This is a genomic window from Flavobacterium sp. W1B (genome assembly GCF_047344965.1).
Taxonomy (GTDB): domain Bacteria; phylum Bacteroidota; class Bacteroidia; order Flavobacteriales; family Flavobacteriaceae; genus Flavobacterium.
Map to the genome: position 1 here is coordinate 2448604 of NZ_CP178845.1, position 17511 is coordinate 2466114.

Consider the following 17511-nt stretch of genomic DNA (forward strand, 5'->3'; position numbering starts at 1 on the left):
AGTTAATACTTTGTTTTATAGTTATTTATTAGTGATGAATTGTACTGTTTTTTCAACCACCTTCTGGTTGCCAAGGATTTTTCGATGACCTAGTCCTTTTGTCAGCAAAAGTTCACTGTTTTTTAAATATTTGTGGATGTGAATTCCTGCCTTTACGGGAACTTCATAATCATTTTCGTCGTGAATTATCAATGAGGGAATTGTAACTTCTTTGGAGGCTTTGTAGGCAGAATAATCATCCATTGTGCCTCCGTATTTTTTTTCGAAATGCAAACGCAAACCTGTGGCTATACTTGGTTTCAATTCTAATTTTGCAATAAAATCGTCAATAATGTCCTGTACGATATCTCCGCTTCCAATAATAGCCAAGCGATCTATTTTTAGTCCGCTTTTTACGGCATTCAATACCGACATTCCTCCTAAAGAGTGTCCGATTGCTGCTTCAAAAGGACCATATTGCCTGTCTAGTTCTAAAATGGTAGCGATAAAATCGACCATGATACTACTATTTCCGGGAGATTTTCCGTGAGCAGGAGCATCAAAACTTATTGTTGAATAACCTGATTTTAATAGTTCATCGGCAATTTTAACCAATTGGGTTCCACGACCGGACCATCCATGAACAAGTAAAATTTTGCGCTCACTTTTTCCATATTGGTATACAACGACTTGTTTGTTTATTGCCGGAATAGGTATTAATTTTTGAAGGCTGTTACGATCCATTTCAAATTCTCTTTTTGGAATTTTATGTTTTATAGGAGTCGTAAATAATTTTACAGCATACAAAGTGGCAAGTTTAGGAGAAATAAAAGCGATTATTTTGCCGGTTATGATAATAAACCTTGGTATTTTTAATATTTTTTCAGGGCTAGCACCGATTTTTGTCATTTTTGATTAAGTTTATTTTATGGGTTTTTCAGCAAATTAAGAAAGTCTAAAAACTTTTCTTTTTAAATGAGGTAAAAATAGCATTTACTTTACTTAGAAAGAATATTTAGTTTATGATAACTAAAAATAATTTTCTGTCATAGACGAATTTTAATTATCCTAAAATTATTATATTTTAGGATAATTAAAATTAAAATAATGAAACATTTGAATTTAATTTATTAAATAAAAACTTATTTAATTGTATTTTTGTTTTTTAAAATTTAACAATCATGAGAAAATATTTAATATTAGGAATTAGCACTTTAGGATTAGTGTTTTCCTGCGCAACAAATCCTATTACAGGGAAAAAACAATTAAATTTTGTTTCTAATAGCGAATTGTTTCCAACTTCTTTTCAGCAATACGGAACTTTTTTAAAAGAAAATAAAGTAATTGTGGGTACTGCCGATGCAAAAAGAGTAGAAAAAGTTGGAATGAGAATCAAAGATGCTTCGGAAAAATACTTAGCTTATTTAGGTAAAGCAGAATTTCTAAAAGATTACCGTTGGGAATACAAATTAGTTGACAATAAAGAAGTGAATGCCTGGTGTATGCCAGGAGGAAAAATTGTGGTGTATTCGGGTATTTTGCCGGTAACAAAGGACGAGGCAGGTTTAGCAACGGTTATGGGGCATGAAGTATCACACGCTATTTCCGATCATGGAGCACAAAGAATGAGTGCTGCTCAATTACAACAATATGGAGCTGCTGGAGTTGCCGCCGCCGTCGGTAATAAAAGCGCCTCAACCCAACAAATTGTGAATCAGGTTTATGGAATGGGTTCAGAAATAGGAGGAATGATGCCATTTAGCAGAAGCCATGAGACTGAAGCTGATAAAATAGGATTGACATTAATGGCAATTGCGGGCTATAACCCGGAGGAAGCTATAACTTTTTGGCAAAGAATGTCGGCTCAATCAAATGGACAAGCCCAACCAGAAATTTTAAGTACGCACCCTTCTGATGCTACTAGAATTGCTAATTTGAAAGCATTAATTCCTGAAGCAAAAGCGACTGCAGCTAAAGTTGGAATACTTCCTAAATAAGACGCGAATTTTACATTTTTATAAATGAAAGGCCATTTCTATTGATTTGGCTTTTTTTATGAAAAAGCATAATATTCTTTAAAAGAAGCGAGTTTGTATTTAAAATAAATTGGAACAAAAATTACATATATGATTGCATTACAAAAAGGTGATAAAAAATTGATTAATGCCTGGGCTTTTTATGATTGGGCTAATTCTGTTTATAGTTTAGTTATTGCAACAGCAGTTTTTCCTATCTATTACGAAGCTGTGACCAATGATAATAATGGAATGGTTCATTTTATGGGAATAGAATTTAATAATTCTACTTTATTGTCTTATTCTTTGTCTTTTTCCTTTTTGATAATTGCTTTATTGTCTCCAATTTTATCCGGAATAGCCGATTATACCGGAAATAAAAAACGCTTTATGCAGTTTTTTTGTTATCTGGGATCATTTGCCGTAATGGCAATGTTTTTCTTTAAGGATCAAGATACCTTATGGATTGGGATTTTAGCCACTATTTTGGCGAGTATTGGTTTTTGGGGAAGTATCGTTTTTTATAATTCCTATTTACCTGAGGTTGCCCATCCGGAGCAATTTGACAGAGTAAGTGCCAAAGGTTTTATGTATGGTTATTTAGGTTCTGTTATTCTATTGGCTTTCAGCTTAACGCTGGTAATGATGCCAGAATGGTACGGAATTACAGATGCTTCTTTACCGCCGCGTATTTCCTTTTTGTGCGTTGGTATTTGGTGGATTGGTTTTGCTCAAGTGACTTTTTATTATTTGCCGAATAATGTGTTTCATAAAAAACCAAGAAAGGACTATATCTTCAAAGGATTGAGAGAGCTTAGAGTCGTTTTTAAAAGCTTAAAACACTTAGGTAGGCTAAAGCAGTTTTTAACCGCTTTTTTTCTATACAGTATAGGTGTACAGACTATTATTTTGCTTTTAGGTATTTATGCAAAGAAAGAATTGGGAATTAGTACTAGCAAATTAATCATAATAATTTTATTGCTAAATGTAGTTGCTATTTTCGGAGCTTATTTATTTTCAAGAATTTCAGATAAAATAGGAAATATAAAAACACTGAAATTGACTATAGCCATTTGGGGATTTATTTGTTTGTGGATTTATTTATTGGATGCTAAAAACATATATATTGATATTCAGGTCTATGCGCTTGGGGGAATGATAGGAATGGTTTTGGGAGCAATTCAGTCCTTGTCACGTTCTACCTATTCAAAATTATTACCTGAAACCGAAGATCACGCCACTTATTTTAGCTTTTTTGATGTAACCGAAAAAATTTCCATTGTATTAGGTACTTTTATTTTTGGTTTTGCGGCTTCCGTTACAAATTCAATGCGAAATTCTATTTTTATATTAGCTATTTTCTTTTTACTGGGTTATATCGCGCTTAGTTTTATGAAGAAAATAAGAGACTCTAAAGACTAGATATTCGCAAAATAGAATTAAAACCAAAAGGTTTTTTATTAGCAGTGCTTTTTTAAAATGGCATGGAGATTGCCTTTTTAATAGGAATAATGGATATATGGTTTTAACTCGATTTTATAGCGATAAAACGATGTGTTTATTAGTTTAATTAAAATTTTTAATGACAAAAAGACTTAAATATATTATGTCAAACCATAAAATACTTACAATTGACAATCTGTCACTTCAAGAATTTGATTCTGATGCCGAATTAATTCCATTATTGACTCCGGAAGATGAGGAAGAAATGATTAACGAAGAATTACCGGATTCTTTGCCTATTTTGCCGTTGCGAAATATGGTTTTGTTTCCAGGTGTTGTAATTCCAATCACTGCGGGTCGTGATAAATCTATTAAATTGATTAATGACGCCAATGCAGCAGGAAAAATTATTGGAGTTGTAGCCCAAAAAAATGAAGAAGACGAGGATCCTACAAAGGATGATATTCATACGATAGGAACTGTTGCTAAAATTTTACGCGTTTTGAAAATGCCGGATGGTAACACTACCGTTATTCTTCAGGGAAAAAAGCGTTTTGAAATTGATGCAGTCGTTTCTGAAGATCCTTATATAACTGCCACAATTAAAGAGTTTGAAGAAAACAGACCCGATAAAAAAGATACCGAATTTTTGGCTATTCTGGATTCTGTCAAAGAACTGGCAATTCAAATTATAAAGGAAAGTCCAAATATTCCTAGTGAGGCAACCTTTGCTATAAAAAACATTGAAAGCCAATCTTTTCTGATCAATTTTGTTACTTCTAACATGAATTTATCAGTTAAAGAAAAACAAGATCTATTAGCTATAAATAGTCTGAAAGACAGAGCTCTAGAAACACTTCGTTATATGAATATTGAGTTGCAAAAACTCGAATTAAAAAACGATATTCAATCTAAAGTTCGTTTTGATCTGGACCAACAACAAAGAGAATATTTTCTTCATCAACAAATGAAAACCATTCAGGAAGAATTGGGTGGTGTTTCGCAAGAAGAAGAAATGGATGAAATGCTTCAAAAGTCTAAGACCAAGAAATGGGACGAGAAAACACAAAAGCATTTCGAAAAAGAATTGTCCAAAATGCGCCGAATGAATCCTCAAGCACCTGATTTTGGAATTCAGAGGAACTATCTGGAGTTGTTCTTAGAATTGCCTTGGGACGAATATTCTAAAGACAATTTTGATTTGAAACATGCTCAAAAGATTCTTGATAAAGATCATTTTGGTTTAGAAGAAGTTAAGAAAAGAATGATTGAGCATTTGGCAGTTCTGAAATTGCGAAATGACATGAAATCTCCAATTATTTGTTTGACAGGACCTCCGGGAGTTGGAAAAACATCAATTGGTAGATCAGTTGCCGAAGCTTTGGGTAGAGAATATGTGCGAATTTCTTTAGGAGGATTGCGTGATGAAGCGGAGATTCGTGGTCACAGAAAAACATATATCGGTGCTATGCCGGGTAGAATTATTCAAAGTTTGAAAAAGGCAGGAACATCAAATCCGGTCTTTGTTTTGGATGAAATTGATAAATTATCGAGCAGTAATCAGGGAGATCCGTCATCCGCTTTATTGGAAGTATTAGATCCGGAACAGAACAATTCTTTCTATGATAATTTCCTTGAAATGGGTTATGACTTGTCAAAAGTAATGTTTATCGCTACTTCTAATAATATGTCGGCTATTCAGCCTGCTTTGAGAGATCGAATGGAAGTTATTAAAATGTCAGGCTACACTATCGAAGAAAAGGTAGAGATTGCGCGCCAGCATTTATTTCCAAGACAATTAAAAGAACACGGTTTAACGTCTAAGGATTTGACCATTGGTAAAAAACAATTGGAAAAAATCGTCGAAGGATATACTCGTGAATCAGGTGTTCGTGGATTAGAAGCTAAAATTGCTCAAGTGATCCGAAATGCGGCCAAATCGGTTGCGATGGAAGAAGAATACAATAAGAAGGTGACCGATGAGGATATCGTGAAAGTTCTTGGTGTTGCTAGATTGGAAAGAGATAAATATGAAAGTAATGATGTTGCGGGCGTTGTAACAGGATTGGCTTGGACTAGTGTAGGAGGAGATATTCTTTTTATAGAATCATTGATTTCTCCGGGGAAAGGCGCCATGACAATTACCGGAAACTTGGGTACGGTAATGAAGGAATCGGCTACAATTGCTTTAGAATATATTAAAGCCAATGCGCAACTTCTAGGTTTAAATTCGGATATTTTATCAAAATACAATATCCATTTACACGTTCCGGAAGGCGCTACACCAAAAGACGGACCGAGCGCGGGTATTGCAATGTTGACCTCTTTGGTCTCTTTGTTTACTCAAAAAAGAGTGAAGAAAAATATCGCTATGACCGGCGAAATTACGCTAAGAGGAAAAGTATTGCCAGTGGGCGGAATCAAGGAAAAAATCTTAGCAGCTAAGCGCGCTAATATTAAAGAGATTATTCTTTGCCAAGATAATAAAAGCGATATCGACGAAATAAAACCACAATATATTGAAGGTTTGACTTTTCATTATGTTAAGGAGATGAGCGAAGTTTTGAAGATTGCAATTACAGATCAAAAAGTAAAAAACGCCAAGATCTTGTAAATTGGTACTTTTTCAGATAAATAAAAATTCCAAAATCAAAACTTAAGAGGATTAAGTAATGGTTTTGGAATTTTATTTGTTTAGAATTTGAAATAGAAAAATAAACATTTGTTGTATTATAATTTTATCTTCGCAATCGAATTCAAGAGGAGAGGAATACCTAATTAAAATTGATTTTACACTAAAAATAAACAGTTACTATAACTTTCAAGAATACTATTTTGGATAAAAAAATTACAATTGCTATAGATGGATTTTCATCTACTGGAAAAAGTACATTGGCTAAACAACTCGCCAAGCAATTAGGATATGTTTATGTTGACACAGGCGCCATGTATAGAGCTATCTCTTTATTTGCGATGCAAAATGGTTATATAAACGAAGATTTTTTTAACAAAGAAACCTTAATTGATAGTTTGCCGACAATCCGTTTGCAATTTAAATTTAATCCTGATTTGGGTTTTGCCGAAATGTATTTGAACGATACAAATGTCGAAAGGGAAATCAGAACCATTGAAGTATCTCGCTTCGTAAGTAAAGTTGCAGAACTATCCGAAGTTCGAGTGAAATTAGTGGAACTGCAAAAAGAAATGGGCAAAGACAAAGGTATTGTTATGGATGGAAGAGACATTGGTACAGTAGTTTTTCCGGATGCCGAGCTTAAAATATTTATGACAGCAAGCGCAACTACACGTGCACAAAGGCGTTACGATGAGTTGCTGCAAAAAGGAGATAGCGTTTCTTTTGAAGAAGTGCTGAAAAATGTGGAAGAACGAGATTACATTGATACCCACAGAGCAAATTCGCCATTAGTAAAAGCAGAGGATGCTATCGAGATTGATAATTCAGAGCTTACGCGAGAAGAACAATTTGGTATAGTTTTGAGTTTAGTTAATGAGATTACTAAAACGATATAATTTTTTGTAAATCTTTTTTTTAATATTAGATTTACGCCTTGTTCTTTTTTAAAAATATAAAATACAATTCATCTTATGGGGATTAAAAATAGATTGGTAATAATGAGCTTTCTTCAGTTTTTTGTTTGGGGAGCCTGGCTTATAACAATTGGGAATTATTGGTTTGGGACTAAAAATTGGGAAGGTACTCAGTTCGGTCTTGTTTTTGGAACCATGGGAATTGCATCTTTGTTTATGCCTACACTTACCGGTATTATTGCTGATAGATGGATTAATGCCGAAAAATTGTACGGCGTTCTTCATATTTTTTATGCACTAGTTTTGTTTGGAATAGCTCAAATAACGACCCCAGATAACTTTATATATGTAATGTTTGCGGCAATGTGTTTTTATATGCCAACTATTGCTTTGAGTAACTCAATTTCATATACTTCGCTAAAATTAAATAATAAAAATATAGTAAAAGATTTCCCGCCAATTCGTGTTTGGGGAACTATAGGTTTTATTGTTGCTATGTGGATTACAAATTTAAGTGGCAGTAAAGCAACAGAATATCAGTTTTATATTGCTGCAATTGGTGCATTAATTCTTGGGGTTTATGCTTTTACATTGCCAAAATGTGAACCACAGCGTTTGATTAAAGAAAATGCAACTTGGATTGAAACTCTTGGATTGGAATCTTTTAAGCTATTTGGAAATTATAAAATGGCTTTATTTTTTGTTTTCTCTATGTTTTTAGGAGGCGCTTTACAGCTAACAAATGCTTATGGAGATGTGTTTTTAGATGAGTTCAAGCATTTTCCAAAATATGCAGATTCTTTTGTAATTCAATATTCGACTATTATTATGTCGATCTCTCAGGTTTCTGAGACTTTGTTTATTTTGGCAATTCCGTTTTTCTTAAGACGTTTTGGTATCAAACAAGTAATGCTTATTAGTATGCTGGCTTGGGTATTGCGTTTTGGATTATTTGCTTTTGGAGATCCTGTTGGTGGTTTGTGGATGATTATTATGTCTTGTATTGTTTACGGAATGGCATTTGATTTCTTTAATATTTCAGGTTCATTATTTGTAGAAAGTAATACCGATTCAAAAATTCGTTCTTCGGCTCAAGGTTTGTTTATGATGATGACCAATGGTGTAGGAGCGGTTTTGGGAAGTTTAACTTCCGGATGGGCTATTGATCGTTTTTTTACAAAATCATTTAAGAACACTTCTGAATTAGCTGGATTTTTGCAAACCGATGCTACAAATTCAAGAATGTTAGAATTTGTAAAAGGTCAGGGGAATTCTATTTCTGTAGATGGAATCTTTAGTAAAGAAATTCTAATGAAAGATTGGCACACCATCTGGCTGTCTTTTGCAGCTTATGCGTTAATTATAGCAATTGCTTTCGCTGTTTTATTCAAACATAAACACGATCCGAAAGAGATAGAAAAATTGAGTCATTAATATATTAGGTATAATGATCAACCCGACAGATTTTTATTTTGTTGGGTTTTTTATTGCCAAAAAATCCCTGTAAAAGCTATTTAGCCCCGATAGAGCCGATATCCTTGCAGTGAAACGGAAAGATAAAGGCGATAGCGGGAACTTTTCTTGGCTGAAAATAACTCAATGATTCGCTTCTTATTGAAAACAAAAATAGTTACTGATTATCAGGTTGTTATGTTTTAATTACTAATTATTGCATCTTTTTTAAAATATTTTGTTGTTTCATATAAAAGAATTACTTTTGCAGTCCTTTTGGCGATGAGCGTTTCCTTTAGGATTCAACTATTTATGTAAAACAACTTCTGTTTTTTTACCGCATTAAGAAACGCAAAGAAAGCAGAATACAAATTTTTATCAGCATGTCTGAACAATTAAAATCACAAGAAGAGTTTTTAGCAAATTTTAACTGGCACAATTTCGAAGAAGGAATTGATGTAGTTGACGAAAAAAACTTATTAGAATTCGAAGAACTAGTTTCAAAAACTTTCATCGCTACAGATCAAGAAGAAGTAGTAGAAGGTGTAGTTGTTAGAATTACAGATAGAGACGTTATCGTTGATATCAACGCAAAATCGGAAGGTGTTATTTCATTGAACGAATTCCGTTACAACCCAAACTTAAAAGTAGGTGACAAAGTAGAAGTATTGATTGATATCCGTGAGGATAAAACAGGTCAATTAGTATTGTCTCACAGAAAAGCACGTACTATCAAATCATGGGATAGAGTTATTGCTGCAAACGAAACAGGAGAAATCGTTAATGGTTTTGTGAAATGCAGAACTAAAGGTGGTATGATCGTTGACGTTTTCGGTATTGAAGCTTTCTTACCAGGATCTCAAATTGATGTTAAGCCAATTAGAGACTACGATGTATACGTAAACAAAACAATGGAATTCAAAGTGGTAAAAATTAACCACGAATTCAAAAACGTTGTTGTATCTCACAAAGCGCTTATTGAAGCGGATATTGAAGTACAGAAAAAAGAAATCATCGGTCAATTACAAAAAGGACAAGTATTAGAAGGTGTTGTTAAAAACATTACTTCTTATGGTGTGTTTATTGACTTAGGTGGTGTTGATGGATTAATTCACATTACTGACCTTTCTTGGAGTAGAATCAACCACCCAAGTGAAGTTCTTGAATTAGACCAAAAATTAAACGTTGTAATCCTTGATTTCGATGATGAGAAAACAAGAATTCAATTAGGATTGAAACAATTAAACGCTCACCCATGGGATGCTTTAGATGCTAATTTAACTATTGGTGATAAAGTAAAAGGTAAAGTAGTTGTAATCGCTGATTACGGTGCATTTATCGAAGTTGCTGAAGGTGTTGAAGGTTTAATCCACGTTTCTGAAATGTCATGGTCAACTCATTTACGTTCTGCTCAAGATTTCGTAAAAGTTGGTGATGTTGTTGAGGCTGTTATCTTAACTTTAGACAGAGATGACCGTAAAATGTCATTAGGTATCAAACAATTGTCTCAGGATCCTTGGACTGATATTACTTCTAAATACCCAGTAGGTTCTAAACATACAGGTATCGTTAGAAACTTTACAAACTTTGGTATTTTCGTAGAATTAGAAGAAGGAATTGATGGATTAATTTACATCTCTGACTTATCTTGGACTAAGAAAATCAAACACCCATCTGAATTTGTAAATGTTGGTGAGAAACTTGATGTAGTTGTATTAGAATTAGATGTTGACGGACGTAAATTATCTTTAGGTCACAAACAAACTACTGCTAATCCTTGGGATCAATACGAAGATTCTTTCGCTGTAGGAACTATCCACAATGGTGAAATTTCTGAAATTGTTGACAAAGGAGCTACTGTAGAATTCGGAGATGATATCGTTGCTTTCATTCCTACTCGTCACCTTGAAAAAGAAGACGGAAAGAAATTGAAAAAAGGTGATACTGCTGATTTCAAAGTAATCGAATTCAACAAAGAATTCAAAAGAGTAGTTGCATCTCACACTGCTATCTTCCGTGAAGAAGAAGAGAAAAATGTGAAAACTGCAACTGAAAATACTTCATCTGCTTCATCTACAAATGCACCAGCTGCAACTTTAGGAGATAACAATGATGTATTGGCTGCATTGAAAGCTAAAATGGAAAAATCTGAGAAAAAATAATTTCTTGATTTTCTAAATATTAAAAAGCCCCACAGCAATGTGGGGCTTTTTTTGTGCCATATTTTTTTAGGAGCAGGACAATAAGTGGTATCAAGATTATTCTCTCCCGCTGTACGCAGTATCTTTTTTATTGCCAGAGCTATATTTTATCCAAAGGTCATTTTCACACGCAATAAAAAAGGATACTTGCTGCCATCGGGGCTAAAAACAACTTCCGTAATATCAATTTTGATTTAAATTTTAAATTTATTAGCCTGTAGAACAGTGGTTTTAAAAAAAAAGTTTCATTTTTTTAAAACCAAAAGTAATCCTACAGCGTAAATGTCTATATATAACTTAAAAAATAGATTTTATGAAAACTAGAAAATTTTTATCAGTAGCATTATTCGCATTAGTATTCGGAGCTACTTCATTTGCTCAAAAAACAGTAATGGTTGGTGGAGCTGCGATGTATCCTTCAAAAAACATCATTGAAAATGCCGTAAACTCAAAAGACCACACCACTTTGGTTGCCGCTGTAAAAGCAGCCGGCTTGGTAGAAACTCTGCAAGGAAAAGGACCTTTTACCGTTTTTGCTCCAACAAATTCGGCGTTTGATAAGCTACCAAAAGGCACAGTAGAGAATTTATTAAAACCTGAGAATTTAAAAACCTTGCAAACTATACTAACCTATCACGTTGTAGCGGGAAAAATGAATGCTTCGGATATTTCAAAAGCAATTAAAGCCGGAAATGGGAAAGCGATGTTAAAAACAGTTAGCGGCGGTACATTAACAGCTTGGATGAAAGGTAAAAAGCTATATATCACGGATGAAAATGGTTCAATGTCAGAAGTTACAATTGCCGATGTTAATCAATCAAATGGTGTTATTCATGTAGTTGATGCGGTTTTATTACCGAAATAAGAGTTTTTTTAGAAGTTAGATTAAATGTCAATTGAAATGCTCTGTTCGTAGAATAGGGCATTTTTTTATAAGTCATCATAAATGATTCAAAAAACATTTTATTTATTGTGTTAAATTAGTTAAAAAAATGTTATTTTTGGCTAAAAACTAAGATATATGTCAAAAAAAATACTTTTTTTTTCCAAATCTGGTGTCTTCCATTTTATTCTTGTTCTCTTTTTTTCTTTATTGGCTACAAAGAGTAAGGCACAATGTGCAGGGCAAGATAATAGTATTGAAGTTTGTGATATTATAAATCCAAGCAGTAAATCAGTAGATCTTTCGGCATTATTAGGAGCTCATACTTTAGGAGGTATCTGGAACGATGACAATCTTTCTGGAGGATTAAACAAAACTACTGGGATTTTAAATGCACAACTCATTCGCAAAAGTGGTACCTATACTTATACTTACTCATTAAATAATGTTAGCGGCTGTACGGATTCTGCGATAATTACGGTAATTATTGGTGGATATGCCGGCGTGGCTGCACCTAATGCTTCGGTATGTAGTGATGATGCCAATTTTAATTTATTTCAGGTTTTCTCGGGAAATTCTCCTAGTCCTCAAATAAATGGGACTTGGATTGATAATGATGGCACTAATGCATTGACGGATAATTTTTTTAATGCATCAATTGCCGGTCCTGGGAATTATTCTTTTACTTATATATTGCCTGCAATTGGTACATGTTCACCACAATCATCAACTATTAATGTTTCGGTATTTCTTGCTTCTGAGTCAGGAAATCCAACTGATTTAAAGTTATGTTCTGATGGGCTGGCAGCTTATACAAATTTTAATTTGAATGAATTATTAACTGGCGAAGATGATGATGGTACATGGAAAGAGTTCGGCACTTCGGAAATAACGGGTCCGACGGACAATCATATAAATATCCAAAATATTTATAATTCAGGAGGCGCTGGTAAGTATAGATTTGCCTATACTGTTTTATCAAAAAATGCTATTTGTACAGACAAAACGACATTTGTAGACATCGAAATTGAAAAGCAACTCGATTATACAGGGGCGACACTGGTAGTAAACTCAGATATTTGCGAAAATGAAATCGCTACAGCAAGATATACTGCTGTTTTAACCCAAGGATTACAAAATATTCCTAATGGAGTTTATGATGTAATATATACCGTTTCTGGGGTTGCATTACCTATTACAATTACTTCAAATTTTAATAATGGGGTTTTGACTTTCCCAATTGCTGCCACTTATTTTCAGCAAGTAGGTAATTATACGGTTAGTATTTTGAATATAATCAATAAGGTAAGTCGAGGTATTTGTGTAAACATAATTCCACCTATTTTTGACGTTCTTCATGTTTATCCGATTCCAAAAATAAATAGTGCTACGCTTAAAATTGATGCTGTTTGTCAAAATTTTGATGCTTTAGTTGAGTTTTCAGGAACCTCAAATCTAACAGATGGGAATTATAACATTCTTTATAATTTATCCGGAAGCAATACAGCTACGGCACAATCAATTGATATTAATGTTACCGGCGGAATCGCTTCATTTTTTATTCCAGCTGCATTAATACCTAATGCCGGGACTACAACATTTACAATTACCAATATCACAAACCTAATTACAAATTGCACAAACACTGCCACACTTGCTAAATCGTTTGTTATTAATGCATTGCCGGATGTTACTAATTTGGTAGTTACAATTAAGGATGTCTGTATAAATCAACCGGCTACTGTAGAGCTTTCTGGATTAGTGAGTTTGACCTCAATTTCTTTGAGCTATATTCTTTCGGGAATAAATAATGTTGCTCAGCAAACGCTAACCTTAACGGTGAACTCGGGGAAAACTAGTTTTACAATCCCAGCTACTGATATTGCTAGCATCGGCAGTACATCATTTAGTATTACTAATCTTATTAATTTAAGTAATGGCTGTTCGGCCATAATTAATCCTAATTCTAAGAGTTTTTCAATTCATGCACTGCCAAACAATCCAATAGTTACAGATCAAGAATTTTGTAAAGCGGCTAATGCTACGGTTGCAAGCTTGATTCCAAATGGAACACAATATCGATGGTATAATTCAGCGACAAGTACGACTGCTTTAATCCCAAATACACTTTTGGTTTCAGGCAATTATTACGTAAAAGAAGTGAATCCTATTACAGGATGTGAATCCGGCTTAGAGCTCGCTAAAATTGTAATAAATGAATTATCATCACCGACTTTAAATCAAGATGGAGAAAAATTTTGTGGCTTAGATAATCCTACTATTCAAAATTTATCAGACAATGTGAGTTCTAATGGTATTTTAGTTTGGTTTGATGCTGCAGTAAACGGAAATCAATTGTCTAGTACTACTTTGCTTCAAGATAATGTAATTTATTACGGATTTGATTCTACGACTGCCAATAGTTGTTTGTCAACAAATCCATTGCAAGTTACTGTGTCACTTACCAATTGTGATGTTACTTCTAATTTCTTTATACCTGATGGATTTTCACCAAATGGAGATGGTGTAAACGAAACATTTAGAATTCCAGATATTGATTTTTTATATCCCAATTATACACTGGAAATTTTCAATCGATACGGAAATTTAATGTACACAGCCAATAGAAATAAGCCGGACTGGGATGGTTCAATATCTGATTCGAGTACTGATATAAATGGAAAAGCAGCAAACGGAGTTTATTTTTATGTCATCAATTTTAATAAAGGGAACACCCCTCCAAAACAAGGAAGACTTTATTTAAATCGCTAATTGTTCTATTAAATTTAAAACAAATTTTTAAATGAAAAAAACACTACTATTTTTAAGTTTTTTCTTTATCATAATAAAAGTATCAGCACAACAAGATCCGCAGTATACACAATATATGTACAATATGAGCGTGGTAAATCCTGCGTATGCAACCGGAGTTGAATCAACTTTAAGTCTTGGGTCTTTATATAGAACACAATGGGTAGGAGCTGTCGGAGCACCAAAAACATTGACTCTTTTTGCCCATATGCCCGTGAATAAAAAAGTTGAAGTTGGCTTTTCATTAATTTCGGATGATATTGGAGACGGCGCCAAAAAGGAGGATAACTTTTTTGCTGATTTTGCTTATTTGTTAGAATTCAATAATAATCATAAATTATCTTTAGGGCTAAAAGCGGGTTTTACATCGATAAAAACTAATTTTAATGGCTTTGTTTTTGAAAGTGGTGACGCTTCAACCGATTTGGCATTTTCAGAAAACGTTAATAATATAATGCCCAACATTGGAGCAGGTGTATTTTATTTTACCGATAAATATTATGTGGGTTTATCGGCGCCTAATTTGCTTGCCACAAAACATATTGAGCAACGTTCCGGAATTTATGCTTTTGGTTCCGAAAATATTCACGCATTCTTAACAGCAGGTTATGTGTTTACTTTATCGGATACGTTTAAATTCAAACCTTCTTTTATGTCAAAATATGTCAAAGGAGCGCCAGTTTCATTAGATGTTTCTGCCAATTTTTTATACAATGATATGTTTGAATTTGGGGCCGCCTATCGATTTGGAGATGCCGTTAGTGCAATGATGAATGTAAAAGCAACATCTAGCATCAGGGTTGGTTATGCCTATGATTACAACACTTCTAATCTGGGACAATTCAATTCAGGAACGCATGAAATTTTTGTATTGTTTAATTTGGATTTATCGAGTAAAGGATTCGATAAATCACCAAGATTTTTCTAAGACATAAAATATGAAAAAAATACTACTCATTTTAATCGTATTTTCAATACAATTAATAAACGCCCAAAATCAAGATTTAAAAAGAGCCAACCGCTTTTTTGACAGAACTTATTATAATGAGGCTATTCCGTTATACGAAACCATTGTTAGAGAAAAAAGTTCGGCAGCAATAATTAAAAACCTTGCCGATTCGTATTATTATACCAATGATTTTGCAAAAGCCCAGCGCTATTATAAACGATTGATAGATAATTATGATAAAGATTTAGGAGAGGAATATTATTTTAGATATTCTCAAACTTTGAAAGCTACTGGGAATTATAAAGAGGCAAATTCAGTTATGAAAAACTATTTTTCTCTATTAGCGGATAAACAAGCTTTGACAAATTTTGAAAAAGGACTTCTTACTCTCGAAAATGTTTCTGCTATTGGTAAACGATTTGAAATTAAAAATTTAGCAATAAATACTTCAAATTCTGAGTTTGGTACTGTTCCAGAAGGAGGAAGTTTGGTTTTTTCGGGAGTAAAAAAGAAAGCGGGTTTATTTGATAAAATGTACAAATGGAATGGTGAAACCTATTTGAATTTAATGTCAATTCCTTTAAAAAACATAAATTCGGGCGATTCAATTGTTAATTATTTTTCTAAGGAAATAAATACTTCGATGCATGAATCCAATGCTGTTTTTACCAAAGATGGAAAAATAGTTTATTTCACCAGAAACAATTATAAAAAAGGGAGAAGAGGCAGGAATAAAGACAAAGTTTCAAATCTTCAAATTTTTAGAGCAGAGTTTGTTGATAATAAGTGGACTAATATAGTTTCTCTGCCATTTAATAGCGATGACTATTCTACGGAACATCCTGCACTGAGTACTGATGAAAAGACTTTATATTTTGCGTCAGATATGCCGGGAACATTAGGATCGTTTGATATTTTTTCGGTATCAATCAATGGCGATGCATATGGCAGTCCTAAAAACTTAGGGAATCAAATAAATACTTCTAGGAAAGAACAGTTCCCTTTTATTTCCAAAGACAATAAATTATATTTTTCGTCCAATGGACACGAAGGTTATGGCTCATTGGATGTTTTTGTTTCGCAATTAAAAAACGGAGTCTTTTCAAAACCAGAAAACGTAGGATTACCTTTGAATTCAGGCTATGATGATTTTGCTTTTTATATAGATTCAGAATCTAATGAAGGTTATTTTTCATCCAACCGATTAGGTGGAAAAGGGAGTGATGATATTTATTCGTTAAAAGAAGTGAAGGCATTGCTAATTGAGGACTGTAAGCAATTTATTTCGGGTATAATTTCAGATGTTGATACAAAATTACCATTAGAGAATGCTGTAGTTATTTTACAAAATTCGGGTGCAATAGAAATTCAAAGAATTTCAACTTCCGCTGACGGTAAATTTAATTTTACGGTTTCTTGCGAAACAGCATATAAGATAAATGCATCGAAAGAAAATTACGATAATAATTCAAAAGCTGTTACTCTTAATAAAGAACGAGATAAAATTAATGATGCTTCAATGGAATTAAAATCGATGGAAGCAATAAAAAGAGAAAAGCAATTACTTTTTGATGAGCAAAACAAAGCAAAATTGGCTGCAATTGAGTTTAAGAAAAAAGAAGCTATTTTAGCTGAGGAGCAAAAGAAAAAAGAACTTGTAATTGCTGCTAAAAGGGATAAAGATCTTGCGGTAGCCAAGAAAAAAGAACTTGAGATTACAGCCAAAATAAATAAAGATTTAGCCGAAGCTAAGAAAAAAGAGAAAACTGAGGCTATTATTGCAAATGAAAAAGATGTCGTGAAAGAAAAGGACAGATTACTAATTAAAACAGATCCGATCTATTTCGATTACAATTTATGGTATATCAGGAAAGAATCCAAGCCTATTTTGAACAGAGTTATTGAATTAATGAAGAAATATCCTGAAATGGTTGTCGAAATTGGTTCGCATACCGATAACAGAGGTAATAGTAAGTTCAATATGGATTTATCTACTAAGAGGGCGCAATCAACAAGAACTTACTTTGTGGAGCAAGGAATTCCTGCGGGACGAATTTTTGCAAAAGGATATGGAGAAACGGTTCAGATTGTAAAATGTGTTCCTGAGGATTCTTGTTCTGAAGAGCAGCATGAGTTAAACAGGCGCAGTGAATTTGTAATTAAAAGTTTGTAAAACGTAAAAATCCCAATTCTGAATTCAGAATTGGGATTTTTTAATTCTATAAAAAT

The 17511-nt window shown here is 33.3% G+C and carries 11 protein-coding genes; 10 read left to right on the forward strand and 1 reads right to left on the reverse strand.

Annotated elements, in window-relative coordinates:
* Positions 1 to 21: 21 nt before the first annotated feature.
* Positions 22 to 888 (reverse strand): alpha/beta fold hydrolase, encoded by an 867-nt coding sequence (locus tag ACMDB5_RS10645; RefSeq protein WP_413998235.1) that lies wholly within the window; start codon positions 886 to 888, stop codon positions 22 to 24.
* Between the two features lie 272 nt (positions 889 to 1160).
* Between ACMDB5_RS10645 and ACMDB5_RS10650 the strand changes: the two genes are divergently transcribed.
* The 10 genes from ACMDB5_RS10650 (at position 1161) to ACMDB5_RS10695 (ending at position 17455) form a co-directional block, all read left to right on the forward strand.
* Entirely contained in the window at positions 1161 to 1976 is an 816-nt protein-coding gene (locus tag ACMDB5_RS10650) for a M48 family metallopeptidase (protein ID WP_413998236.1), read from the forward strand.
* A 129-nt stretch (positions 1977 to 2105) separates the two neighbouring features.
* Entirely contained in the window at positions 2106 to 3416 is a 1311-nt protein-coding gene (locus tag ACMDB5_RS10655; protein ID WP_413998237.1) for an MFS transporter, read from the forward strand.
* 184 nt (positions 3417 to 3600) lie between these two features.
* Entirely contained in the window at positions 3601 to 6051 is a 2451-nt protein-coding gene (gene lon, locus ACMDB5_RS10660; RefSeq protein WP_413998238.1) for an endopeptidase La, read from the forward strand.
* Between the two features lie 221 nt (positions 6052 to 6272).
* The gene (gene cmk, locus ACMDB5_RS10665; RefSeq protein ID WP_413998239.1) at positions 6273 to 6968 is read left to right on the forward strand and encodes a (d)CMP kinase; all 696 of its coding nucleotides are present in this window, start codon (positions 6273 to 6275) and stop codon (positions 6966 to 6968) included.
* Positions 6969 to 7043: 75 nt separating this feature from the next.
* The gene (locus ACMDB5_RS10670; protein ID WP_413998240.1) at positions 7044 to 8420 is read left to right on the forward strand and encodes a nucleoside permease; all 1377 of its coding nucleotides are present in this window, start codon (positions 7044 to 7046) and stop codon (positions 8418 to 8420) included.
* Positions 8421 to 8821: 401 nt separating this feature from the next.
* Positions 8822 to 10600 (forward strand): 30S ribosomal protein S1, encoded by a 1779-nt coding sequence (gene rpsA, locus ACMDB5_RS10675; protein ID WP_413998241.1) that lies wholly within the window; start codon positions 8822 to 8824, stop codon positions 10598 to 10600.
* Positions 10601 to 10952: 352 nt separating this feature from the next.
* On the forward strand, positions 10953 to 11504 hold the full coding sequence (locus tag ACMDB5_RS10680; protein ID WP_413998242.1) for a fasciclin domain-containing protein: 552 nt from the start codon (positions 10953 to 10955) through the stop codon (positions 11502 to 11504).
* Between the two features lie 156 nt (positions 11505 to 11660).
* Positions 11661 to 14294, forward strand: coding sequence for a gliding motility-associated C-terminal domain-containing protein (locus ACMDB5_RS10685; RefSeq protein WP_413998243.1), 2634 nt, complete (start codon positions 11661 to 11663; stop codon positions 14292 to 14294).
* A gap of 31 nt (positions 14295 to 14325) precedes the next feature.
* A complete protein-coding gene (locus ACMDB5_RS10690) occupies positions 14326 to 15261 on the forward strand; it encodes a type IX secretion system membrane protein PorP/SprF (RefSeq protein ID WP_413998244.1) in 936 nt (311 codons plus the stop codon).
* 10 nt (positions 15262 to 15271) lie between these two features.
* The gene (locus ACMDB5_RS10695) at positions 15272 to 17455 is read left to right on the forward strand and encodes an OmpA family protein (RefSeq protein WP_413998245.1); all 2184 of its coding nucleotides are present in this window, start codon (positions 15272 to 15274) and stop codon (positions 17453 to 17455) included.
* Positions 17456 to 17511: the final 56 nt, after the last annotated feature.